At 42.5% G+C, this 24,079-nt stretch carries 17 protein-coding genes; 13 read left to right on the top strand and 4 right to left on the bottom strand.

All coding sequences use genetic code 11. From position 1 onward, the window contains the following. Positions 1-100: 100 nt before the first annotated feature. On the bottom strand, positions 101-652 hold the full coding sequence (locus H6H03_RS12450; protein ID WP_190955416.1) for a YciE/YciF ferroxidase family protein: 552 nt from the start codon (positions 650-652) through the stop codon (positions 101-103). 269 nt (positions 653-921) lie between these two features. On the opposite strand from H6H03_RS12450, the gene H6H03_RS12445 reads away from it, so the two are divergent. After that, entirely contained in the window at positions 922-1,602 is a 681-nt protein-coding gene (locus tag H6H03_RS12445) for a HEAT repeat domain-containing protein (protein ID WP_190955415.1), read from the top strand. 75 nt (positions 1,603-1,677) lie between these two features. Continuing rightward, a complete protein-coding gene (locus tag H6H03_RS12440; RefSeq protein ID WP_190955414.1) occupies positions 1,678-2,244 on the top strand; it encodes a phycobiliprotein lyase in 567 nt (188 codons plus the stop codon). Positions 2,245-2,892: 648 nt separating this feature from the next. Here H6H03_RS12440 and H6H03_RS12435 read toward each other — a convergent pair. After that, a complete protein-coding gene (locus H6H03_RS12435; protein WP_190955413.1) occupies positions 2,893-4,416 on the bottom strand; it encodes a site-2 protease family protein in 1,524 nt (507 codons plus the stop codon). 194 nt (positions 4,417-4,610) lie between these two features. On the opposite strand from H6H03_RS12435, the gene H6H03_RS12430 reads away from it, so the two are divergent. The 3 genes from H6H03_RS12430 (at position 4,611) to H6H03_RS12420 (ending at position 12,865) form a co-directional block, all read left to right on the top strand. Further along, positions 4,611-5,330 (top strand): MBL fold metallo-hydrolase, encoded by a 720-nt coding sequence (locus H6H03_RS12430; protein WP_190955412.1) that lies wholly within the window; start codon positions 4,611-4,613, stop codon positions 5,328-5,330. 211 nt (positions 5,331-5,541) lie between these two features. Beyond that, positions 5,542-11,907: an ATP-binding sensor histidine kinase gene (locus H6H03_RS12425; RefSeq protein ID WP_190955411.1), complete on the top strand. Its 6,366-nt coding sequence runs from the start codon at positions 5,542-5,544 to the stop codon at positions 11,905-11,907. A gap of 142 nt (positions 11,908-12,049) precedes the next feature. After that, on the top strand, positions 12,050-12,865 hold the full coding sequence (locus H6H03_RS12420) for a response regulator (RefSeq protein WP_190955410.1): 816 nt from the start codon (positions 12,050-12,052) through the stop codon (positions 12,863-12,865). A gap of 97 nt (positions 12,866-12,962) precedes the next feature. Here the strand turns inward: H6H03_RS12420 and ctpA are convergent, their stop codons facing one another. Next, the gene (gene ctpA / locus H6H03_RS12415) at positions 12,963-14,204 is read right to left on the bottom strand and encodes a carboxyl-terminal processing protease CtpA (RefSeq protein WP_190955409.1); all 1,242 of its coding nucleotides are present in this window, start codon (positions 14,202-14,204) and stop codon (positions 12,963-12,965) included. Between the two features lie 514 nt (positions 14,205-14,718). On the opposite strand from ctpA, the gene petB reads away from it, so the two are divergent. The 6 genes from petB (at position 14,719) to H6H03_RS12385 (ending at position 20,447) form a co-directional block, all read left to right on the top strand. Next, positions 14,719-15,366 carry a cytochrome b6 gene (petB, locus tag H6H03_RS12410; protein ID WP_096534690.1) on the top strand — a complete coding sequence of 216 codons (648 nt, stop codon included), beginning with the start codon at positions 14,719-14,721 and terminating at the stop codon, positions 15,364-15,366. 252 nt (positions 15,367-15,618) lie between these two features. Beyond that, entirely contained in the window at positions 15,619-16,101 is a 483-nt protein-coding gene (petD, locus tag H6H03_RS12405; protein ID WP_096534689.1) for a cytochrome b6-f complex subunit IV, read from the top strand. 702 nt (positions 16,102-16,803) lie between these two features. Next, entirely contained in the window at positions 16,804-17,253 is a 450-nt protein-coding gene (locus H6H03_RS12400) for an ATP-binding protein (protein WP_190955561.1), read from the top strand. 530 nt (positions 17,254-17,783) lie between these two features. Beyond that, positions 17,784-18,773: a GDP-mannose 4,6-dehydratase gene (locus tag H6H03_RS12395; protein ID WP_190955408.1), complete on the top strand. Its 990-nt coding sequence runs from the start codon at positions 17,784-17,786 to the stop codon at positions 18,771-18,773. Between the two features lie 10 nt (positions 18,774-18,783). After that, complete coding sequence (locus tag H6H03_RS12390) at positions 18,784-20,028, top strand: glycosyltransferase (RefSeq protein WP_190955407.1); 1,245 nt, start codon at positions 18,784-18,786, stop codon at positions 20,026-20,028. Between the two features lie 47 nt (positions 20,029-20,075). After that, positions 20,076-20,447: a hypothetical protein gene (locus tag H6H03_RS12385; RefSeq protein ID WP_190955406.1), complete on the top strand. Its 372-nt coding sequence runs from the start codon at positions 20,076-20,078 to the stop codon at positions 20,445-20,447. A 173-nt stretch (positions 20,448-20,620) separates the two neighbouring features. Here the strand turns inward: H6H03_RS12385 and H6H03_RS12380 are convergent, their stop codons facing one another. After that, the gene (locus tag H6H03_RS12380; protein ID WP_190955405.1) at positions 20,621-21,052 is read right to left on the bottom strand and encodes a hypothetical protein; all 432 of its coding nucleotides are present in this window, start codon (positions 21,050-21,052) and stop codon (positions 20,621-20,623) included. A gap of 443 nt (positions 21,053-21,495) precedes the next feature. Here H6H03_RS12380 and H6H03_RS12375 point away from each other — a divergent pair, with 443 nt between their 5' ends. Beyond that, positions 21,496-21,843, top strand: a complete 348-nt coding sequence (locus H6H03_RS12375; RefSeq protein WP_190955404.1) for a hypothetical protein — start codon at positions 21,496-21,498, stop codon at positions 21,841-21,843. A gap of 55 nt (positions 21,844-21,898) precedes the next feature. Then, positions 21,899-24,055: a pentapeptide repeat-containing protein gene (locus H6H03_RS12370; RefSeq protein ID WP_190955403.1), complete on the top strand. Its 2,157-nt coding sequence runs from the start codon at positions 21,899-21,901 to the stop codon at positions 24,053-24,055. Positions 24,056-24,079: the final 24 nt, after the last annotated feature.

The raw sequence follows: 24,079 nt of genomic DNA, 5'->3' as shown, positions 1-24,079 counted from the left end.
GGTTGATTCAAAACAGTGCTGATGGAACAATAACAAAAGCAAGGCAGTGGTGACCTTGCTTTTGTTATATCTCACTCCAGTGCATCAATCCTACAAGAGATTAACGAGACCGATTACCACTTGAACTTTCAGCAGATTTGGCTTCTTGAAGTAAGTGCGGTAGATGTTGCTCAATCTTTTGGGCTGTCTGTTCTTCCTGTTGTAAGTTCTGCTGTAGCAGTCGCACAACTTCATTTTGCCCCATCTGTTCAGCACCTTTAATCAAGCCGCGATAGCAAGCAATTGCCAGTTGTTCTACCTTAGCCTGCGCTCCTGCCATTCCTAGCTCCACAATTTTAGGATTATCAGCAGCCAGTAATGTTAACTTTTGGGCATCGCTAATTAGGCCAGCCGCAGCGTCACAAGTCACCCGCTGTGGTTGCTGTCCCAAGTTGCTGAATACTTGCTCCAAATTTCTAATTTGCTGCTCGGTTTCCCGAATATTGGTTTCGAGCAAGGACTTCAATTGGTTATGTTGACTATACTGCCACATTAGCTGCTGAGCTTCCAAAAAGCGATGTTCAGCATCGTATATTCCACCAAGTTCGTAGACGAACTTATCGCGCAAGTTTGTGATTTTTTTAGTGCCTGGACGTTCGCTAAGTTGAACCATTGTGATTCTCCTAAAGGTTAAGGGTGTATTTCACAGTCACTCCCCTAACCTACGTCCCCTATCAAGTCTTCTCGTCATACCTCAGGCACAGCTAAGTGTTAAATCTAACTGCTAAATTCTATACATAATCTCCCGGAAATTAATATTTATTTATTTTTGACTCATAATTTAGCCATTTTGTAAAGTCGCCAAACCCTACTTTGTGATGGCGACAGGCTGATGAAGGGATCGGATAAATTAAGATAAGTAAAGAAAACGTTTTGAACCAAATGACAACTTTAAGCTTAGAAGAAATTTCTACTCAGTTAGAAAGTCCTGATTTGCGCGATCGCATGGTAGCCCTTGCTAATCTGCGTCACGTTTCCCCTGAGGATGCAGTACCTTTGATTAAAAAAGTACTAGACGACGAATCTTTGCAACTGCGATCGATGGCGATCTTTGCCCTTGGAGTCAAGCCTACGCCAGAATGTTATTCAATTTTGGTCAGAATTCTCGAAAACGATCCAGATTATGGTATGCGTGCTGATGCCGCTGGTGCTTTAGGATATTTAGGTGATGTCAGAGCTTTTGAGGCACTCTCACGGGCATTTTATGAAGATACTGATTGGTTAGTACGCTTTAGCGCAGCCGTATCGCTAGGTAATCTTAAAGATCCGCGTGCCCGTCAACTTCTGCTACAAGCCCTCGATAGCAAAGAAAAAGTATTGCAAGAGGCTGCAATCTCGGCGCTTGGAGAAATTAGAGCCGTTGAGTCTGTTGATAGTATCCTGCGGTTTGCTCAATCAGATGATTGGTTTATTAGGCAACGTCTAGCAGAAGCTTTGGGCAATCTTCCCACTCCCAAGAGCGTCTCAGCGTTGAAATACCTGGAAAAAGACAATCATTACAACGTTGCTGAGGCAGCAAGAATTAGCCTCAAGAGGCTTGAGGAAATAGGTAATCAAGCTTAATATTAAAGCCTGCTGCTACCTTTTAATAATAATTAAGTGGGAATTTTTGCATTTTGATGCAGGGTAATTTCATTCATGAATATTGAAGAGTTTTTTCAGTTAAGTGCTGGTAAATGGTTTTCTCATCGTACTATTCATCATTTAGCTTTGAATCAATCTGAACATGGCAAGTCAGACACCATTATCGAGACACTACCAGCAGATCACCCAGAAGTAAGCAAATTGTGTCAACAGTACGAAATTAATCCTAGTTCCGCCTCCTGTGCTCTCAAAGTCACCTGGAACGGCACAATGGAAGGGGAGCAAGTAAAACATAGCGGTTCAACCGTCTTAGTTTCAGTACCCGATACCGATAATCCGGCTCAAGGCAAGTTACTCAGGCAGATAGTTGATGCCCAAAAAACTCTAGTTCCCGGACGCTATCAAATAGATAGTGATGGTGCTTTGACTCTAATTACAGAAGATGAAACCATCAAGTCTGAGGAGCGTCTGTGGTTTGCTAGCCCCAATTTGCGGATGCGAGTAAATGTCTTAAAGCGCTCTGGTGGGTTTAATATTACTTCCTTCACTTCTGAAATTCGCTTGGCTGGCTTTCCACCTGCTGCGAAGACTTCTGAGGCAGCTAAGTCAGTATCGAGTTAGTTTTAATACAAAATGCTCCCCCTCTCTCTGGGGGATTAAATATTTTTCCTCGGCAAAACCTTCACTAATCACGAAGGTTTAATTTTGCCTTCAAGGTGATGAATTAGAGCCAAACCTGTGAGTTTATGGAAAATCTTGGCTAATAAAATAGGCTCAAGTTTTTGAAGAACAAATTTTATCGTTTCGTAGAATATTCAAAACCATAGCAACAAGCCTAATACCAATTCTCCGTGAAGATGCACTTTATTTTTAAAACGTAGACGCGCAGCAGCTTGCCGCAGGCTACCGCCTTCGCGTTGGCGAAGCCTCTCGTAGAGAAGCGTCTCGTAGAGAAGTACGCCAAGTAAAGAGCAAGAAGAGAGATTAAATTATTTAGTGCAAGTTTATAGAGAATTGGTATCAATAGCCTTTTTTGCCCCGATGAATCTGGTGTTTGTCCGTGGCATGGGGACGAGCTGCGTTTCGCTACAGACCCCCATTGGCAGCATCTCAATTTGTTTCACGAGTATTTTGACGGCGATACTGGTCGGGGCTTGGGAGCAAGTCACAAACTGGTTGGACTGCGCTCATAGCTCGTTTAAACATTGGCAATCGCATTAACATTCCGATTTCTGGCAGTCGTTAATTTGTGTTTGAAGGGTCTGTTATTTAAATTTGCAAAAGGTTGGCGATCGCCTGCGGCAATGGTAAAACAATAACAATCAACAAAGCCATTGAAAATAATCCCCAAATGTCACGTTTATTATCCAATTCAGTGACATCATTCAGCGCAGGTTCATCAACCAATGGCATAAATAATAGGATAATTGCCCACAACAAAAATTCTTCTCGAACTAAAGAAAGTAATAGTAACAAAACGCGAGCAATTTGACCAATTACAATTGCCGTTCTTTGTCCAAACATTGCATGGACAATGTGACCTCCATCTAATTGTCCCACAGGCATTAAATTTAAAGCGGTGACAACTAATCCTAAGAAACCGGCTACTGCCAGTGGATGTAAATCAAGAGCCGATTTTGCTGTTAATTGACTTCCCAAAGCTAACTTTGAGAGTAGCGCTAATAAAATAGAATACTTGGGATTGAGGGCATCGGGATTTAAAAGTCGGGTTTTTTCAGTCAGAGCAACCACATCAGAATGAGCCAATCCCCAAATTAAAATCGGTAACGTGACCACAAAGCCCGCAAGGGGGCCAGCAATACTAATATCAAATAAAGCTTTGCGGTTAGGAATCGGACTACGCATTTGAATAAATGCACCAAAGGTTCCCAAGAAAAAAGGCACGGGAATAAAGTAAGGCAACGTCGAGCGAATATTGTAGAATCTAGCTGTTAAATAGTGTCCGAGTTCATGAGTGCCCAAAATTGCCATTAGTCCTAAAGCATAGGGCAAACCTTGGAGGAGAACATCAGGGCTAAATAGATTTTTCAGAAAAGATCCTATTTCCGATGTTTGTGGGAGAGAAACGCCAGCAATTTCCACTCCAACCAAAGTAGTAGTTAACAAAGTGGCGAAAAGCAGTAAAAGCGCTAATCCTGGTCGAGTTAAATGTTGTTGGTCGCGTTGTGGTGTATCTGTCTGTTTAGTAGCTTGAGTGTTAGGAACCAGTACAAAGAAAGGTTTGCCATTGAAACCTTCTTGAAAGATTAGGAGAAAGCGATCGCCAAATTGTGCTTCAATATTAGCCTTAATCTGTTGGTAAGCATTGCTAGCTTTAGTTCGCAACTGACCGCGACAAATAACCGCTTGTGGCCGATACTCAATATTTTGGACGTAATATACAGACCAAGGAAAACAATTTCGTAGTTGAGTTTCTTCTCTTGGTTCAATTGGACGCACTGTTGTTTCTGCGGTAGGCTGTGTAATTGGCTGTGATTCTGAGGCTTGGGCTTGGGCTTGGTCGGTCTGTGTATCTGGTGGTACTCGACGCCCCCATTGAAACAATATCCAGTAAAACAGTATACAGATAAATAAAGACCACATAAACAACCCTACTGGCGGAGGTTGTTTCGCCCCATACATCAGCATCCATCCAATCAACAGCAATGCTGGTGTCATTAAAACCAACCACAACAACCATACTGGCGTCCGGGTGATCTGAGCGACGCTGTGCTGCACCATTAGATAAGTAGCTAGCCCCAGTAGGAGGAGAAACAAAAACCAAAATTCCATATTATTTTCAGTAATTTTGACAAAACGCCTCACCAGTAGCTTTAGCACCATCGCCTTAACTACAAGGTAGACCTCAAACCCTAATTTTTTAACCAACCGTTAACATTGCTAGTTAACGCTTAAGTTTCAATCTTTGAGAATTTTTACACTCTAACCAGATTATCCACAACTCCTCAGTTTCGGTTCTTTACATTATGTCCCCTTCACCTCAACAGCCGAGTCGCACAACCAACCCACCACGGGCTGTGTTCCCGAACGCAACTTCTAGCGAAGATTCTCTAAAAATCAACTTCGCACAAGAGAGCATTTTTGCTTTCCCACCCAATCGGGACACATTAGGGGGAACCTCTTATTTTATTGTAAGAAATGAAAGCAATATCCTCATAGACTGCCCTAGCCTAGACCAAACAAATCAAGATTTTTTAGCAGGGCATGGGGGCGTAAGTTGGTTATTTCTGACCCATCGAGGCGCTATTGGCAAGACCGCTGAATTTCAGCAAATTTTTGACTGCAAAGTCCTAATTCAAGAACAAGAAGCTTATTTATTACCAGGCTTAACCTTAACTAGTTTTAGCCAAGAATTTACTATTGATGCAGAAACACAAGTGATTTGGACACCAGGTCATTCTCCCGGTTCATCTTGTCTATACTACAGTCAACTTGGAGGTATCCTGTTTTCCGGTCGCCATTTACTCCCCAACCAGCAAGGTAAACTAGTACCATTACGGACAGCAAAAACTTTTCACTGGCCGCGACAAATTAAGAGTCTTCGGTTGTTACTAGAACGTTTTACACCAGAAACTCTTCAGTACATTTGCCCCGGAGCTAATACAGGTTTCTTGAGAGGCAAGCGTGCCATAGATGGAGCTTACCAACACCTCGCCTCTCTTGATTTACAAGCTTTGCTGTCTTAAAAATAGTAACTGAGGTATTGGAAGATGAGGGAAATGGGGAGGTAGGGGAAAAGGTTAAAGGGTAAAGGGTAAAGGGATAAATTTAACCTTTCCCCCTTACCCCTTTCCCTTTCCCCCTTCCTAATGCCCCATGCAAATTTTCCCATATCTGTTAACCAGGATGCTGTCTAGGGAATTCTAAGCCTGAGACAAGGAATTCTAGTAAAAATTTATGAGCGCAAAAGTTGTTGAAACTATAAATATCGCTAGCTACGAGATTGTGGAACAACTTTATTCAGGTTCTCGCACTCAAGTATATCGGGCAATACGAGAATGCGTAGGGGCAGCTGGCCGCAGGCATCGCCAGCCAGTTGTCATCAAGCTCTTAAAACGAGAATACCCGACTTTTAGCGAATTAGTACAGTTTCGCAACCAATATGCGATCGCCAAAAATTTAGATATTCCTGGCATCATCAAACCCTACAGCCTCGAACACTATCACAATGGCTATGCCCTGGTAATGGAGGACTTTGGTGGTGTTTCTCTACGCCAATTTACTTGCTCAAAACCACTAACATTACAAGAATTCTTACCCATTGCCTTGCAACTGCTAGATACTTTACACCAGTTGCACCAACAGCGCGTCATTCACAAGGACATTAAACCAGCCAATATCCTAATTCACCCTGATACCAAACAAGTCAAACTGATTGACTTCAGTATTGCCTCGCTCTTACCAAGGGAAACCCAGGAAATTCAGAGTATCAATGGACTCGAAGGGACGCTAGCGTATCTATCGCCAGAGCAAACTGGGCGGATGAATCGAGGTATTGACTACCGCAGCGACTTTTATTCATTAGGTGTGACATTTTTTGAGTTACTGAGCGGACAACTGCCTTTTACATCCGACGAGCCAATGGAATTAGTGCATTCCCATATCGCTAAACAGCCCAATTCCATCTGTGACCTCAACCCGGAAATGCCTTTAATGCTGGGAGAGATTCTTAGTAAGCTGATGGCAAAGAACGCTGAAGACCGCTATCAGAGTGCATTGGGACTGAAATATGATTTAGAGAGATGTTGCCAGGAATGGCAAGCAACAGGCAAACATACCTGGTTTGATTTAGCACAGCACGATATTAGCGATCGCTTTCTCATAAGAGAAAAACTCTACGGACGAGAGCAAGAAGTCCAAAGTTTGGTAGAAGCATTTGGCCGAGTTGCCAATGGAGCAGTCGAGTTGATGTTGGTGGCTGGTTTCTCCGGTATTGGTAAAACTGCGGTGGTGAATGAAGTACATAAGCCGATTGTCCGCTGGAGTGGTTATTTCATCAAAGGTAAGTATGACCAATTCAACCGCAACATTCCCCTGTCTGCTTTTGTCCGAGCTTGCCGCGATTTGATGACACAATTACTCAGTGAAAGCGACAGTCAACTCCAACAGTGGCGAAATAAAATTCTGTCTGCTTTGGGTGAGAATGGGCAGGTAATAATTGATGTGATTCCGGAATTAGAACAGATTATTGGCAAACAACCGCCTGCGCCAGAACTATCAGGTAGTGCCGCACAAAACCGCTTCAATCTGCTGTTTGTCAAGTTTATTCAGGTGTTTGCTACAAGGGAGCATCCGTTGGTAGTGTTCCTAGACGATTTGCAATGGGCAGATTTAGCATCCCTGAATTTGCTGAAGCTGTTGATGGATGAAACTTTGAACGGCTATTTATTCATTATTGGTGCATACCGCGATAACGAAGTATTTGCAGCTCATCCCTTAATGCTGACGCTTAAAGAAATTGAGAAGGTGGCCGCAGTAAACACTCTAACGCTGAAGCCATTAAATCAGGCTGATGTCAATAGTTTGATTGCAGACACATTGAGTTGCTCGACAGAAGTTGCCCTGCCGTTGACTGAACTAGTTTATCAAAAAGCCAAAGGCAATCCGTTTTTTACAACTCAGTTTCTCAAGGCATTACATGAGGAGGGGCTAATTAGCTTTGACCCCCCTCAGTCCCACGCCAGTTGCTACAACGGGGGAGACCCCAGCAACGCACTGGCTCCCCTTACTAAGGGAGGAAGACAAGGGGGGTGGCAGTGTGATGTGGCAAAAGTGCGATCGCTCGCTCTCACCGATGATGTTGTTGAGTTTATGGCAATTCAACTTTTAAAGTTGTCGCCCAACACTCAGGAAGTTCTCAAATTAGCAGCCTGTATTGGGAATCAATTTGATTTAACTACATTGGCGATCGTTTATCAAAAGTCTCAGACAGAAACCGCTACGGATTTGTGGAAAGCATTACAAGAAGGACTTGTGATTCCCACCAATGAAGTTTACAAATTTTATCAAGATTCGTCATTAGCCATTGATAATTTACAAACAAATAATAGCGGACAAAAGACTGTTTATAAATTTTTGCACGATCGCGTCCAACAAGCGGCGTATTCTCTGATTCCAGAGGAGCAAAAACCAGCAACGCACCTGAAAATTGGACAACTGCTGCTTAACAATACAAAAGCCATAGAAATAGATGAAAATTTGTTTGAGATTGTCAATCAACTCAACATTGGTAAATCTTTGATTATTGAGCGAACGCCACAAATAAAAATCGCTGAACTCAATTTACAAGCAGCACAAAAAGCTAAATCTGCCACAGCTTATGCAGCTGCTTATCAGTACTCAACTACAGGTATTGCTTTACTAAATTTTTCTCCATCTCCAGATGAGTATTGCTGGCAAACACACTACGACCTCACCCTGGCGCTGCACGAACTAGCAGCAGAAACCGCATACCTAAGTGGTGATTTTGGGCAGATGGAGCAATGGGCAGATATTGTTATGCAACAGGCAAAGACTTCTGTTGACAAAATGAAAGTTTATGCTGTTAAAATCCAAGCTTCTATGGCACAAGTCAAAAAGCTAGAAGCAGTCAAAATTGGATTAGAAGCTTTACAACTTGTGGGAGTAACCATACCAGAATCACCGGAACCTTCAGATATTCAACAAGCACTCACTCAAGTTGCAAGCAATTTGCACAGAAAGAATATCGAAGAATTGATTAACTTACCATTGATGACAGATATCGAGCATCTATGTGCTGCAAGGATCTTAGCCACTATTGGCCCTGCTACTTATCAAGCTGCACCGATACTATTTCCATTGGTGATATGTGAATTGATGAACCTATCAATCGACTATGGTAATTCACCTTTCTCAAGTTATGGTTACGCTTGTTACGGTATCCTTTTAAATGCAGTATTTCAAAATATTAAATCAGCTTATCAAGTTGGAAAATTAGCCTTAAATTTAGCAGAAAAATTCAACTTTCCAGACATCAAAAGTTCTACATTCTTTGTGGTGGGAGTTTGTATAGCTCATGGCAAAGTTCATGTCAAAGAAACGTTACCAGTTCTTTCGGATGCCTTCCAAAGTGGTCTAGAAGGTGGCAATTTTATATTTGCTACCCATGCTGCCATACATAAATACCAGCATACGTATCTGATGGGACAAGAATTGACAATAGTTGCCCAAGAAATGGCAACTATTAGTGATATCCTATTCCGACTCAAGCAAGAAAATGCTTTAAGCTTTCATCAAATATTTCAACAATCAGTGATGAACTTGCTAAATTACTCAGAACATCCATGCATTTTACAAGGTGAAGTCTACAACGAAAAAACAGCTTTACCAAAGCTTCTAGATGCTCATGATAGAACTGGGCTGCATCACTTTTATTTCAACAAACTTATTCTTTGCTACTTTTTTGGAAACTATCTACAAGCCCAGGAAAATGCACTGCAAGCTGAACAGTATTTAGATGGAGTGCCAGGTCTTTTGGTTGTACCAGTATCTTACTTCTATGATTCTTTGGCGCACTTGGCAATTTATCCATCCCTAGCAGATTCGCAACAAATAAACGTCCTGAATCGAGTCACGAATAATCAGGAAAAGATGAAACAATGGGCGACTGATGCGCCAATGAATTTCCAACATAAATTTGATTTGGTAGCAGCAGAACAGTATCGTATTCTGGGTAACAAAGCCGACGCAATGGATTATTACGATCGCGCCATTTCTCTTGCTAAAGAACACGGTTACACCCAAGAGCAAGCACTTGCCAACGAACTAGCCGCTAAGTTCTACCTAGATTGGGGTAAAGGGCGCATTGCCCAAGAATACATGACCGAAGCTTACTATGGCTATGCTCGTTGGGGCGCCAAAGCCAAAGTCGCCGACTTAGAAAAACGCTATCCCCAACTACTCGCCCCTATCCTCCAGCAAACCCGTTCTCCCCTCTCCACTTCTGAAACTATCTTCAACTTAGGAACTGTCACCTCCATTAGTTCTGCCACTTCCAGTAGCAGCAGCGTCTCTGTCGCTTTAGATTTAGCTGCCGTTCTCAAAGCTTCCCAAATTCTTTCCGGGGAAATCGAACTGGAAAAACTACTCTCCACATTACTGCATATTCTCATCGAAAATTCCGGAGCCGAGAAATGTGTCTTGCTGCTGTCCCATGAAGAACAGTTGATGGTGCAATCCGTCACTTATAGTGATTTTTGCCCAGTGCTGCTGAAGCCACAATTTTTTGAAGACAGCGAGGATGTGCCGGTAAGTCTGATTAATACTGTCAAACGCAGCTTACAACCTACGGTAATTATTGATGCTAGAGTACACGGACAATTAACTAATGACCCCTATATTCAGCGACAGCAGCCCAAGAGTATTTTGTGTAGCCCGATTTTGCATCAGGGTAAGTTGCTTGGTGTATTGTACCTGGAAAACAATTTAGTGACTGGAGCCTTTACCAACGATCGCGTCGAACTATTAAACTTACTTTGCGCTCAAGCTGCCATTTCCCTGGAAAATGCCCGACTTTATGGAAATTCGCAGAACTATGCCCAACAATTGACACAATCTCTAGAAAAATTACAGGCTAGCGAAACCCGTTTTCAAAATTTGGCAAATAATATTCCTGGTATGGTGTATCAATTCCGTTTGGAGGCGGATGGTTCAACTTCAACGCCCTACGTTAGTTCTGGTTGTTTTGACTTATATGGGTTAGAGCCAGAATCGGTGATGGCGGGGATACATAGCCTTTACGCTATGCATCATCCTGACGATGACCCAGCTATTACACAAGCAACGATCTACTCTGCTCAAACTTTGACACCTTTTGAACAAGAATGGCGGATTATCCTACCTTCAGGAACCGTGAAATGGATTCAATCTGCTGCTCGTCCAGAGCGACAAGCCGATGGTGCAATTGTATGGGATGGAGTAGTAATTGATATTAGCGATCGCAAACAGGCCGAAGCATCTCTAGCCAAAGAACGAGAATTCTTGAATGCCATTATTCACAATATTAGCGATGGGATTGTTGTTTGTGATGCCAGTGGTAAATTGACTCTATTTAACAAAGCAACTCGTGAGTTTCATGGCTCACCACTAGAATCGTTACCAGCAGAACAATGGGGAGAACACTTCAATCTCTATCAACCTGATGGGCAGACACCCCTATCAACCACGGAAATTCCTCTGTTTCGCGCCTTGCAAGGGGAAATCGTCGAAAATGCCGAAATGGTAATTGCACCGAAGCATGGCTCTAAAAGAATTTTGTTAGCCAGCGGACAAGCGATAGTTGATGCTGCGGGTAACAAAATCGGTGCGGTAGCTGTGATGCGAGATATTAGCGATCGCAAACAATCAGAACTTGCTTTGCAGCAAAAATCAGAAGATTTAGAACAAGCTCTCACTAATTTGCAAAACGCCCAATTACAAATTATCCAAAGTGAAAAGATGTCTGCTTTGGGTAATTTAGTTGCTGGTGTCGCTCACGAAATGAATAATCCTCTTGGTTTTATTGCCGCCAGTCTCAAACAAACTAAACCTACTATTGCCGATCTTGTTCAACATCTCAGACTCTATCAAAAAAGTCTACCCAACAAAACTGAAGAAATTCTTAACCATGCAGAAGAAATCGACTTGGATTATACCTTAGAAGACTTACCCAAAGTAATTGATTCCCTGACGATCGCGTGCGACAGGCTAAAAAATATTAGCACCAGTCTCCGCACTTTCTCCCGTGCAGATCGAGATTACAAAGTTTCATTTGATATCCACCAAGGTATTGACAGCACAATTTTAATTTTGAAACATCGTTTGAAGGCTAACGCACAACGCCCTGCCATTGAAGTATTAACTGAATATGGTAATTTACCACAAATTGAATGTTTTCCAGGGCAATTAAATCAAGTATTTATGAATATTTTAGCCAATGCTATTGATGCCTTAGAAGAATCAAATAATGGACGCAGCTTTGAAGAAATTCAGCTAAATCCTAATTTAATTAAAATTACAACTTTGCTAGAAAATCACTGGTTGAAAATTATCATTTCTGATAATGGTAAAGGAATGAGCGAAGAAGTAAAACAAAAGATTTTTGACCATTTATTTACTACAAAAGCTGTTGGTAGAGGAACGGGATTGGGATTGGCGATCGCTCGTCAAATTGTGGAAGAAACTCATAATGGCAACTTGAACTGCAATTCTGTATCGGGACAAGGAACAGAATTTGTGATTAGTTTACCAGTTAAAGCAGATTGACTTTATCGATGCTGGCTTTGTGGAAGATTTAACGGCGCGAGTCAAGTCTAATCCAGCCATACAGGCGAATTTGACAAAACTGCAAATGGCGAAACTATTCTTTACGGTTATGCCCCAATTACCAATCTCCAGGGTCGGGTGAATGGATTTTTGGTGGTTGAACTGTGCCAGTTCTGTAGTTCGCCAGGAATATACGTTAGCGGCATTTGCTCTGGTAAATTTTTTACCTGTATTGTTAGTGACTGTGATTTTAGTGCGTTGGCTATCGCGATCGCTGGTTGTGCTACCAGTGTTACAACTTAATAGCGCCGCCAAACAATTGACAATCGGCAACTGGAATGCAACTCTACCGAGCGATCGCACCGATGAACTCGGAGAACTTTCTGCATCCTTCAACAGTATGGCCAAACAGTTGCAAACCTCCTTTGCCACCTTAGAACAAAAGGTAGAAGAACGGACGCTAGAACTAGCAGAAGCAAAAGAGAAGGCCGATACTGCGAACCAAGCCAAAGATTGGGCAACAACTCCACGAACAACCGAGCAAGGAAAGATTATAGGGTTTGAAGGCAGTCAGCGTCAGGTGGTGGTAGTAGATGACCGTTGGGAGAATCGGTCAGTTTTGGTGAGTTTGCTGGAACCTTTAGGCTTTGCAGTGATGGAAGTCAGCAATGGTCGAGAAGGATTGGCAAAGGCAAAGGAAATTCATCCCGATGTGATTATTACAGACTTGATGATGCCAGAAATGAATGGCTACGAGATGTTGCGAGAGTTGCGGCAGATTCCTGAGTTAAAGCATGTTCCAGCGATCGCTTCTTCGGCTAGTGTGTTTTTGGCTATTTTTGGTAAACAGCTTCAGATATGTAGGAAGATGTTTGAAATTATGCCAGTATTGTCAAACAAGGGAAGAAAGAGAAAAACCTTTTGCCCCAGTCGTCCCCACTTCTCCTTGTCCGCTTAAGTAAATAAAACCGCAGTTTCACTTTGCGATCGCCGCGCTCATTTTCGCTACCTAAAAAAGTACTTCTACAACCAAATCAGGTGCAACAGTAAAGTTTTTAAGTTTTTCCCGCCACAACCGAGTTTTCATTCAATAGTTCCAGTGCTGCTTGATATTGCAGATCCGCAGTTGTGCCAATCTGTTCCCGGTTTAGGGGTGTTTGGGAAATCACCTTATCTGGCTTAATACCCAGTTTGTTAATATCCCGATGTTGAGGAGTTTCATACTTAGCAATTGTCACTGCCAAACCTGAACCATCTGATAATTCAAACAAAGATTGAATTAAGCCTTTGCCAAAAGTCGTTTCCCCCACAAGTTGGGCACGCCCATTATCTTGGAGTGCGCCAGCAAGAATCTCACTAGCACTAGCAGTTCCTTGATTTACCAAAATCACCAAAGGATCGTCGGTTAAGGCAGGCCCAAACGCTTCAAAACTACCTTGAATGCCTTGTCGGTTAACAGTGTAGACAATTGTGCCGGATTCTAACCACAAACGGGCGATTTCTATTCCGGCTTGTAATAACCCACCAGGATTATTTCGCAAATCTAGAATGTAGGCAGCAGCTCCTTTTTTTTCTAGACTAGAAATAGCGTTTGCCAATTCCGTGGAGGCGTTGGCATTGAATTGAGTCAGACGAAGGTAGCCAATGGGCGTACCCTGGCCAGAAACACGCAATTCGGAAACCACAGGATTAAGAGTAATGCGATCGCGCGTCAGTCTAATTTCCGTCTCTGGCTCTCCATCTCGTTCGATGAGGAGAGTGACAAGGCTACCAGTCGGCCCGCGCATTTTTGTCGCAGCTTCATCCAGAGTCAAATTTTCAGTGGGAATGCCTTCAATTTTGAGAATGCGATCGCGTGGTCTAATCCCTGCTTTCTCCGCTGGTGAACCTGCTATGGGAGCCACTACTTCGAGCTTACCAGTTTCAGCATTGAGAGCAATTTGCAATCCCACCCCCGTCAACTCCCCAGAAGTATTTACCTGTAAGCTGCGGTACTGCTCTGGGTCTAAAAAGCGGGTAAAAGGATCGTCGAGGCTCTTGAGCATCGTCTGAATGGCTGTATAAGCCGCATTGGAATCGCTAAGCGGTTTATCGAGAACTTTTTGCCGGACTAACGCCCAATTTTGATGGTTAAACGTCTCATCCAGATAAGTCCGATTGACGATTCGCCAAACTTCAGAAACCAGCTTTTGTTGTGCTGTCAAAGCCAGTGCTGGCTGGGTAATTATACCCAAAGACAAGCAAAACGCCATTAGCAGTGAAAATCCAACTCGAAAAAATTTGTTCATGAACCCCATTATCAATTCCACCTCAACCCAAATTGCCTAGAAATGCCCTGTTGTCCTGTTGTTGATGAAATCTATCTCTCGATTATGTTACTTTTTTTATAGAAGTGGTGCATTCTTCTCATCAACTTGTTTACTCAACTGATGCAGTTCATCCCACTCAGCAAACGATAAAATCTACTTTGTGTCCACCATTTTCTGTGTTGGAGCATAAAGAGATCGCAATACATTCCATCTTTACAGAGTGTAAAGTTTCTGAAAACTCTTAGCACTCTGAAAGCTGACAAACAAAAAGTCCCCTTTACTAAAATCCCAAAATTGCTAATTGGGAGAGAAGTCACGACTCGGCGGCTTTTAGAAAGTCCGCAAAGGGTTATGCTGCTACTCTAAGCTGTGGCATCTGGTGAGGGAATGCCTAAAGCCGAACTTGTAAGATGCCGAAGCTTGAGACCCTGAAAACTTTCGTCGCCGATTTAGAACTTCGGAATTTATCAAACGCAACCGATTCTTAGGAACTTGAGATTGTATGGCCAACGTTTACGACTGGTTTGAGGAACGCCTGGAGATTCAAGCGATCGCCGAAGACGTTACTAGCAAGTACGTCCCTCCCCACGTCAACATTTTTTACTGTCTGGGTGGAATTACCCTGACTTGCTTTTTGATCCAGTTTGCTACTGGATTTGCCATGACGTTCTACTACAAGCCAACAGTCGCTGAAGCTTTCTCCTCAGTTCAATACATCATGAATGAAGTGAACTTCGGTTGGCTAATTCGTTCCATCCATCGCTGGTCTGCCAGCATGATGGTATTGATGATGATTTTGCACGTCTTCCGGGTTTATCTGACTGGTGGTTTTAAAAAGCCCCGCGAATTGACCTGGGTAAGTGGTGTCATCCTGGCTGTAATTACCGTTTCCTTTGGAGTTACTGGCTACTCCCTGCCTTGGGATCAAGTTGGCTACTGGGCTGTGAAAATCGTTAGCGGCGTACCAGAAGCAATTCCCGTGGTTGGTGTTCTGATCTCCGACCTATTGCGTGGTGGTTCTAGTGTCGGTCAAGCAACATTGACTCGTTACTACAGCGCACACACCTTTGTTTTGCCTTGGTTAATTGCAGTCTTCATGCTGTTTCACTTCTTGATGATCCGCAAACAAGGTATTTCTGGGCCTTTGTAATCTCAAAGATTAGCAAAAGGCAACATTTGTCAGTTTCCAGATCGAGTTGTTTGTTCTAAACTTATGAAACACAAGAAACTAATTCTACATAAGTTACAAAAAACAAACACTTGCATCCCAAGCCGAAAGCTTCAGGCACCCTCGAAGCGGCTGACCGCAGGCGAGACACAACGCCGCTTGCTAGGGTTGCTTGATAGCCGATAGCTTTCACAAATGCTTTAATTAAACTTAAGCAGGAGAGCACATTTAAAAATGGCAACACAGAAAAAACCTGACCTCAGCGATCCCAAGTTAAGAGCCAAACTGGCTAAAGGTATGGGTCACAACTACTATGGTGAACCCGCTTGGCCTAATGACCTACTTTACGTTTTTCCCATTGTAATTATGGGTTCCTTCGCTGCAATTGTGGCTCTAGCTGTGCTAGACCCCGCCATGACAGGCGAACCAGCAAATCCTTTCGCCACACCATTGGAAATTTTACCAGAGTGGTATTTGTATCCAGTGTTCCAAATTTTGCGATCGCTTCCTAACAAACTTTTAGGAGTGTTAGCAATGGCTTCCGTACCCTTGGGACTAATCCTCGTTCCTTTTATTGAGAACGTCAATAAGTTCCAAAACCCCTTCCGCCGTCCAGTTGCAACCACAGTGTTCCTATTTGGCACCCTTGTTACCCTGTGGCTAGGTATTGGTGCTGCCTTGCCATTGGATAAATCTTTAACCTTGGGACTATTCTAAAATTAGTCACCATAAAGTGCTTTGACGCCTGTGATTTTTAAGAGCATATGCAGATGTGCTTTGAAAAAAGAAACAGGCGTCAATTTTAATAGTCCAGCTTGAATCTTGGATTTCACGTTTTGGGTAGTAAAGCGTCAGAATTGGGTATAAAAGAGTCAAAATTCAGAATTGATAAGGAATTTAGTATGATTGATCTAGTCATTCATTAGAATCTTTTTTTGGTTCTTGAACTCTTGTGACTCTGTTTTTGTGTAGCATCCCACTTTGAAGTTTCAAGCTAAGGAAGCCTTAGATGGAACTTCCAAAATCTCAAATCACTAAAAGTCAATGATTAGATTTTGGATTAACCCCAACCACTGTGGATAGGGGCTTAAAAATTTTAAATTTTGGATCGAAGGATTTGTTTAGCCGACTAGCGGCGCGGTATGTAACTTGCTTCTTTGCAAGAGTATCGAAATAATTTTTAATCTAAAATCTAAAATCTAAAATCTAAAATTGGCACGGTCAAGAAATACAAATACTTTTCACTTAGCTCTCACGTAAGTTGCCAGTTTTAACCCTCGAATGCCAAAATTGTTCATGTTTTGTATTTTGTTACGCAGAATATGTCAATTTAGATTTTTAGATGCCAGAAAAATTTTGCAAAAAGGGCAAAATTTAATCACTAGCAACTTGGGTTTACTTTCATTCAAGTCACAGTTAATGCTTACCGTAGTGCAGCAAGACCATCTGACGGTTAGGAGCGAACTCAGCCTCTTAGACGACGTGCAAGAATGGTTTGAGCAATTTTTTCTTCAACATTTGTCTAAACTTGGCTGGCCACAAACTCAACTCGAACGTCTCAATTTAGCATTAGCAGAAGGCTTTACCAACGCTGTTCGTCATGCTCATCATGCTTTGCCACCGGAAACAACCATTGATATTGACGTTTATCTGTGGGTCGATCGCCTAGAGATTAGAATTTGGGATCACGGAAAACCTTTCAATCCAGATGCAATCCCAGAGCCAAAGCCAGGTAGTCTGATAATAGGCGGATATGGATGGTTTCTCCTCCGGCGCTTGGCTGACCGTGTGGTGTATGAACGTGGTGCAGATGGTAGAAATTGTCTGCTGATTGTCAAATATTCTACAAAAGTACAAAAGTCAAAGTGAAGCATTCTTAAGCATAAGTAGAGGCAAAAATGCTTTTGATACCAATTTGATATTTTGTGAAAAGTACGTAATAATTGCTTGTCTTAGTCCGTTAGAGCGATACCTCTGCAAAAGGTAAGAACGAACATGGCGTTTGTTACCTTTTTATTTTCACAAAACCCTTCTCAGTGGTAATGCCAACATGAGTTTTGGCGTATCCTAAGCTATCTGTTTACGAACATATGTATTATCATAGCCAGTAATTGCTTAATTAAACGCTTATTTGATTGACACAAGTATACTACTTTTTCAAGAATATATGAACTAATGTAATATTTTTTTCCGTGAAATTGCTTAACTATTATATTTTTTTGGTAAAAATAAAAGAGTATTCTTGTATAAAAATAATTATTGAATGTAGTAAAGATAGCATTCGAGTTATAGAAGCTACCTTGTTAAGATTTGTCAGCAGTGTTGAGAGTCTTATTTTTGTTCTTCAACAAGTGCCATCTAGTGCTTAATAGAGAGATAGAATACATAGGGGACAAAATATGACTAAAACAGCCCTAATTACAGGAATTACTGGCCAAGATGGCTACTATCTCAGCCATTTGCTGCTTAACCAGGGTTACCGAGTTGTAGGATTAGTACCCCCACACCGACAGCCTAATTTGACAAAATTAGGAACCCTGGCAACTCAAGTAGAAATTTTTACAGTTGATTTAAGGGATAGTACGGCACTGTTGACGGCTGTTGAACAACTGCGTCCCCAAGAAATTTATAATTTGGCAGCTCCGAGTTTTGTACCAGATTCTTGGAACGACCCTTTGGGCACTCTAGATCTGATAACTGGTACAGCGACTAGGCTCTTAGAAGCAGTGCGACACGTTGGTTTGTCTACCAGATTCTATCAAGCCAGCAGTTCAGAAATGTTTGGCGATGTTTTCTCTTCGCCTCAAGATGAGGAAACTCCTTTCCGTCCGAAAAATCCCTATGCTGCGGCCAAGATGCACGCCCATTGGACAATGGTGCATCACAGACAGCGCTATGGACTCTTTGCCTGTAGCGGAATTTTATACAATCACGAGTCTCCACTACGCGCACCTCAGTTTGTTACACGCAAAGTTTCTTTAGCAGTTGCATCAATTAAATTGGGTTTTACTGAAACCTTAGAAATGGGTAACCTAGATGCCAAGCGCGATTGGGGTTTTGCAGGGGATTACGTAGAAGCTATGTGGCGTATGTTGCAGGTAGATGAGCCAGAAGAATACGTGATTGGTACAGGTAAGCTACACAGCGTTAGAGACTTAGTAGCTACAGCCTTTGAGTCTGTGGGATTGGATTGGCAAAATCATGTAATTATAAATACTAATTTATTACGACAAGACGAGCATTTTCAACTAGTTGCTAACCCTAGTAAAGCGAAAAGAAACCTTGGCTGGGAACCACAATTAAGCTTTGAAGAACTTTTAGAAACAATGGTAAAAACAGATTTAGAACGATTAGAAAGCGGTGCCATCGCCCCCTTGCCAAGAGTGTAAATAACTAAACATGCTCATTAATACAGTGACAGAAAACCTAAAGCTAGGTAATAAAGTTAACAAAAAAACTAACCACGTCTTCGTGTTCTTAGAAATTTTTGCTCGCGAAGGCGGTATTCAATCATATATAAAAGATATTTTTCGAGCTTATCTAAAATTAAATCAAGGCTATAAGGCGGAAGTCTTTTTGCTGCGAGATAGTGCGAATTGCTTAAATTCTTTTGAAGACGAAAATTTAAAATTTCATTACTTTAAAAATAGCTCTCCCCAGATGGGAAGAGTCAAAATGGCAGCAGCCTTACTAAAGTGTCTATTGCAAAACCGTCCGCAACAAGTTTTCTGTGGTCACATTAACTTAGCAGTATTAATCCAAACCCTTTGCCAACCCTTGGGAATTCCTTACACCGTATTAACTTACGGTAAAGAAGTCTGGGAACCACTGAAAAATCAAGAACGCCGTGCCTTAGCATCAGCAGCAGGAATTTGGACAATTAGTCGCTACAGCCGCGATCGCGCTTGTATTGCCAATGGTCTAGACCCCAAAACCATCCAGATGATGCCTTGTGCAATTGATGGGGATAAATTCACCCCTGGTGACAAACAGCCAGAATTAGTTGAAAAGTATGGCTTAACTGGTGCTAAGGTCTTAATGACAGTGGCGCGGTTATGGTCAGGGGATATTTATAAAGGCGTGGATGTCACGATTCGCGCTTTACCACAAATCGCCGAGGTTTTCCCAGAAGTCAAATATTTGGTAATTGGTCGTGGTGATGACCAACCGCGATTAGCTCAACTTGCTGCATATTTAGGTGTGAGCGATCGCGTTGTGTTTGCTGGTTTCGTCGCCACAGAAGAATTAATGGAACATTATCGCCTTGCTGATGCCTACATTATGCCTTCTCAAGAAGGCTTCGGCATCGTTTATTTAGAAGCAATGGCTTGTCAAGTACCTGTATTATCCGGTGACGACGATGGATCGGCTGACCCCTTACAGGATGGTAAACTCGGATGGCGAGTACCACACCGCAATCCTGACGCTGTAGCAGCAGCTTGTATAGAAATGCTGCAAGGTAATGACCAACGGTGTGATGGCCAGTGGCTACGAGAACAAGCGATCGCTTTGTTTGGCTTAGATGCGTTCCAACATAAGTTACAACACCTGCTTCTATCCTCAGTTTTAAGTCCCAGTGACAAATCACTAATGACTAATGACTATTGTACAGATGCGATTAATCGCGTCTCTACTAATGACTAATGGCCAAAATCGCTATCCTAGAAGGAGAGCAGGACGAAATTTAAAAAATGAGCTTTAAGTCATTTCAATTGAATCTTTTAAATCTCCGACCCTGGCTCACTCTGCTAGCAGTTACTTGGTTGCTAGCATCGCTGGGCTTGGGTTGGTTGGTTAATTCGTTGCTAATTATTGTTGGGTTGCTCTTGTTGGCACCCATTGTGGCTTTCTTTGGTTTGCGTTGGTGGTTGCAACGTAACTTGGTTGCTGACCAGTGTCCCGTCTGTAGATATGAATTTACAGGTTTAAATAACAGCCAGGTGCAGTGTCCTAACTGTGGTGAGCCGTTGTTAGTACAAAATAGTCATTTTCAGCGCTTGACGCCAGCAGGCACTATTGATGTTAAAGCAGTTGAAATACCAACTCAATCATTGGAAGATTAGTCATTAGTGATTAGTTATTCTCAACTAGCAAAGGGCAAATGGCTAAAGACTGGGCTGCTATATAGCTTATGAAATTGCACAGTTAATCATAAGGTTCTTTGAGTGCTAACGGTTAACTGTCAAAAGTCAACAGCCAACAGAAAAAAAGGTGCTGCATTAGATCCAAAGGCAGCTTATTTTTTTTGTTGCGAAATTGAAAGGATGTAGTTATACTGTTGCCCAGAGAGATCTCCTACATGTAGCGAATATATTCCTGCCTGCCAGTAACCAGAAAGTTCTGGCTTGCCTCCTGAGTAACTATCTGGTTGTACGCAAAACTTTCCTCCAGGCCCGTCAATCAACAGTGTTGGCTTACCTTGGCTCTCTACTGTTAATCGTAAGTAAGGCAGTGACTCCTTGACTTGGATAATTTGATTGGGTGCAGTGGTGATATTGCCACAGTTGCTTTTCACAGATCCCCCAGACTTTCCATTTAAAATTAGCGGATCTGGTTGCAGATTCCGATTAATTTCTATATTTGGTGTCTGTGCTAAATTAGCCTCAGTGAAAATCAAACCGATCGCTAAAATTGTAGGAACAATTGTCAATAGACTAAAAGTCTTCATTTTAATCAATGCTCCAGATTTTTCTAGAGCAATATAGTTATATATACTCTGAACATAATAGACGACAGCAATTACTACTTTGTTCCAAAAGCTGCCGTATCTTTTAATACTCCTAAACTGAGGATTGTTTATAGAATTTAGAAAAGTCTGGGCTATAAATGTATGGTGAATGAATTGATTTAATCAGTCACTATTAATGTGGAAGATTTAGCACTTCATCATTGTCTCAAATTTGTACTAATGATATTTTTGACATTTTATAGCAGTAATAGCACTAGGTGTAGAAAGCAGGCTGGAAAATAACAAGAAAAAAACATAATTTCTCCCTGCTGATAAAGGTCTTACATACACAGACATTAGCTAAAATCACTAACACAACCACCAAAATAGATTTTGGTTGGTATGTTGTTGAATAAGTGTCCTAGCTGAGGTAGAAAAAATAGATGAATCCTCAAAGAGAAGAAGACTTGCAGCGTCGCCTCAATAAGCTAGAGGCAGAGATTAATTCTTCACCACACGTGGTTCCTCAATCACCAGAAGAACAAAAACAGACATTTGAGTTTAGCTTCGCTAACTTCAATTTGCAACTGGAGCGATTTCGGATCTGGTTTGGCAATTTATCAGCTACAAAAAAGCTGGTATTTTCGGGTGTAGCAGTGCTGTTAGGCTTGGCGATAGTGCAAGCTGTGTTTAAACTGGTTGCATCTGTAATCAGTCTGGCACTTTTAGCAGTGTTAGTGTATGTTGGATACAAATTTTTTGTGTCTAGTAGCTTTCAACGTAAGCAATAGTCTATTTTAATTTTGCCAATCAAGGCCTAGAAATAATGTCAAAGGGAATTATGCAATGACAACACCAACTGTGAGGAGAAGTAATCAATCTGGGCAGTCACAAGAACCGGAAAGAGCCAATTCGCTAATGTTAGCCAGCAGGCGTTTTGCTGCTTGGGCTGCTGAAATCACACTAGTGGTTACCAGTGGGTTGATTCCCTTTGGCATTGGTGTCTATGTCGATTCGAGAAGCGATTTGAATCGAGTGCCGCTCAATCCTGTGTTGGTAACAACGGAAAGAGCGATCGCTAGACCATTGGCTCTGCCTGTTAGTTATGGTATCCGTAACGTAGCCTGGCCCACTAATTTTTTGTGGACAATAGCTTTATTAGCGCCTGTAACTCTTTCCTGGTGGCAATTGTATTTACTGGCTAAGACTGGTAGCACAATTCCCAAACGTTGGTTAGGAATACGGGTTGTCAACGAGCAAGGAGCGCCCCCTGGTTTAGGAGCAGTTGCCATTAGAGAAGGAGTCGGTCGTTGGACTGTACCTGTTTCTATCGCTTATCTGTTGTGGCGTTATAGCTTTGCTTTTCCGAATTTAGGATTATTCACTTTTTTGGCTGTGTTAATGGTGCTCGGTGAAGGAATAGCTTTACCGTCCCGGCGGGGAGGGCGTCGCGCTCTGCACGATCGACTCGCAGGTACTTACAGTATAGATGCGACTCGCCCTTCTTCACTCTTAGCTAACAGACAAGCTCAGTCTGTTGGGGATAGCGACCAACCAGCACAAGAATGGCAAGAGGGAAATGAAGAATTAGCCGCCGCTGCACCAACTAAGACACCTCGTCTATGGCGGCGGATACAGCAAAATCCCAATCTGACTTTGTTTGGGGTAGGGCTAACGAGCATGACTGCTGTGTTGGCAACTTTAATAGGAACTCAAGTTTATATCCAAGTTCAACAATCCCAGCGAGCAACCAAGCAAATCAACGGGCAACAGTTCCTGGAACTTGTCAAACAATTAAGTCCCGACTCTGGGGCTACCACTGAACAACGTCAAAGTGCAATTTTGGCATTGGGTGGTCTCAAAGACCCACAATCGATTCAATTTCTGGCGGATCTCTTGGTGAAGGAAACCAACCCCAGCCTCGTGGATACGATTCAACAAGCTTTGACAAGTGTCGGCCCCAAAGCCATCCCCGAATTAAAAAATAAGAATCAGTTTCTGGTGAGCGAACTAGAGTCTTTGAGCAGCGGTGCAACCCCAGAACGAGAACTCCGCCAAGGAAGGCTACAAAGAAATCAACGGACAATCAATAAAATTCTGTCTGTTTACAGTGGAAAAATCGAGGGTGTTGACCTGAGTCGCATCCAATTAGGTCAAAGCGGTACTCCAGGTAGTTCCTTATTCAACTTGGTACTAGATGGTATTGATTTGTCAGGAGTTAAATTAAAATCTGCAAATTTGAACCAAGCCAATCTTAAGGCCGCCCGCTTTCGGGGTATGGGTGAGGATGGGCGCTGGGATACCTTCGATGATGTGATGGCTGACTTAAGTCAAGCTCAGTTGCAGCAAGCTAATCTGACTGATGCCAACCTCAGCCGGGTGATGATGAACCGTACCGATTTGAGCCGCGCTACCCTTAACAGAGCCAATTTATCCAACGCCCGTTTATATGAGGCTAAGCTCAACAGCACCCAATTAGTGGGAGCCGATCTGCGAAATGCAGTCTTGGAACAAGCCAGCTTAACTGGAGCAGATTTAGGTGACGCTAAGTTGAACGAAGCGAATTTGTACGCTGCGCGTTTAGGCCGCGTCAGTGCCATAGGAACACAATTATCCTTTGCCAATTTAACTAACACCGATTGGGAAGGAGCAGATTTATCAGGGGCGTATTTGGATCGGGCGAATCTCAGCAATGCCAACCTGAGCGCCACTCGTCTAACTGGGGCTGTTTTGCGTTCTGCTCAGATGGAAAACGCTAACTTGCAAAATGCTGACCTCAGTCTTGCAGATTTACGGGGAGCGAATGTAGCAGGAGCAAATTTCCAAGGAACAATTCTCGCTCCTAGCAAACAAGATCCAGCCGATCAATTTGTCCAAACTCCAGACTTAGGCTCAGTATCCGCCGTAGTCCAAGGTGTTGATTTTTCTCAAGCCAAAAATTTAGATCCCAAGCAGCTAGCGTATATTTGTACACAAGGTGGCATTCATCCTCGTTGCCCGTAAAATGGAATAGGGACTGGGGACTGG

This window comes from Nostoc paludosum FACHB-159 (assembly GCF_014698835.1).
GTDB lineage: Bacteria > Cyanobacteriota > Cyanobacteriia > Cyanobacteriales > Nostocaceae > Nostoc > Nostoc paludosum.
This window is presented reverse-complemented; position numbering and strand designations above follow the sequence as displayed.

Coding starts and splice junctions, on each gene's coding strand:
- H6H03_RS12390 (WP_190955407.1), top strand. CDS start 18,784: ATGCTCATTAATACAGTGACAGAAAACCTAAAGCTAGGTAATAAAGTT.
- H6H03_RS12370 (WP_190955403.1), top strand. CDS start 21,899: ATGACAACACCAACTGTGAGGAGAAGTAATCAATCTGGGCAGTCACAA.
- H6H03_RS12400 (WP_190955561.1), top strand. CDS start 16,804: ATGCTTACCGTAGTGCAGCAAGACCATCTGACGGTTAGGAGCGAACTC.
- H6H03_RS12445 (WP_190955415.1), top strand. CDS start 922: ATGACAACTTTAAGCTTAGAAGAAATTTCTACTCAGTTAGAAAGTCCT.
- H6H03_RS12420 (WP_190955410.1), top strand. CDS start 12,050: ATGGATTTTTGGTGGTTGAACTGTGCCAGTTCTGTAGTTCGCCAGGAA.
- H6H03_RS12440 (WP_190955414.1), top strand. CDS start 1,678: ATGAATATTGAAGAGTTTTTTCAGTTAAGTGCTGGTAAATGGTTTTCT.
- H6H03_RS12375 (WP_190955404.1), top strand. CDS start 21,496: ATGAATCCTCAAAGAGAAGAAGACTTGCAGCGTCGCCTCAATAAGCTA.
- H6H03_RS12380 (WP_190955405.1), bottom strand. CDS start 21,052: ATGAAGACTTTTAGTCTATTGACAATTGTTCCTACAATTTTAGCGATC.
- H6H03_RS12430 (WP_190955412.1), top strand. CDS start 4,611: ATGTCCCCTTCACCTCAACAGCCGAGTCGCACAACCAACCCACCACGG.
- petB (WP_096534690.1), top strand. CDS start 14,719: ATGGCCAACGTTTACGACTGGTTTGAGGAACGCCTGGAGATTCAAGCG.
- petD (WP_096534689.1), top strand. CDS start 15,619: ATGGCAACACAGAAAAAACCTGACCTCAGCGATCCCAAGTTAAGAGCC.
- H6H03_RS12385 (WP_190955406.1), top strand. CDS start 20,076: ATGAGCTTTAAGTCATTTCAATTGAATCTTTTAAATCTCCGACCCTGG.
- H6H03_RS12395 (WP_190955408.1), top strand. CDS start 17,784: ATGACTAAAACAGCCCTAATTACAGGAATTACTGGCCAAGATGGCTAC.
- H6H03_RS12450 (WP_190955416.1), bottom strand. CDS start 652: ATGGTTCAACTTAGCGAACGTCCAGGCACTAAAAAAATCACAAACTTG.
- H6H03_RS12435 (WP_190955413.1), bottom strand. CDS start 4,416: ATGGAATTTTGGTTTTTGTTTCTCCTCCTACTGGGGCTAGCTACTTAT.
- ctpA (WP_190955409.1), bottom strand. CDS start 14,204: ATGGGGTTCATGAACAAATTTTTTCGAGTTGGATTTTCACTGCTAATG.
- H6H03_RS12425 (WP_190955411.1), top strand. CDS start 5,542: ATGAGCGCAAAAGTTGTTGAAACTATAAATATCGCTAGCTACGAGATT.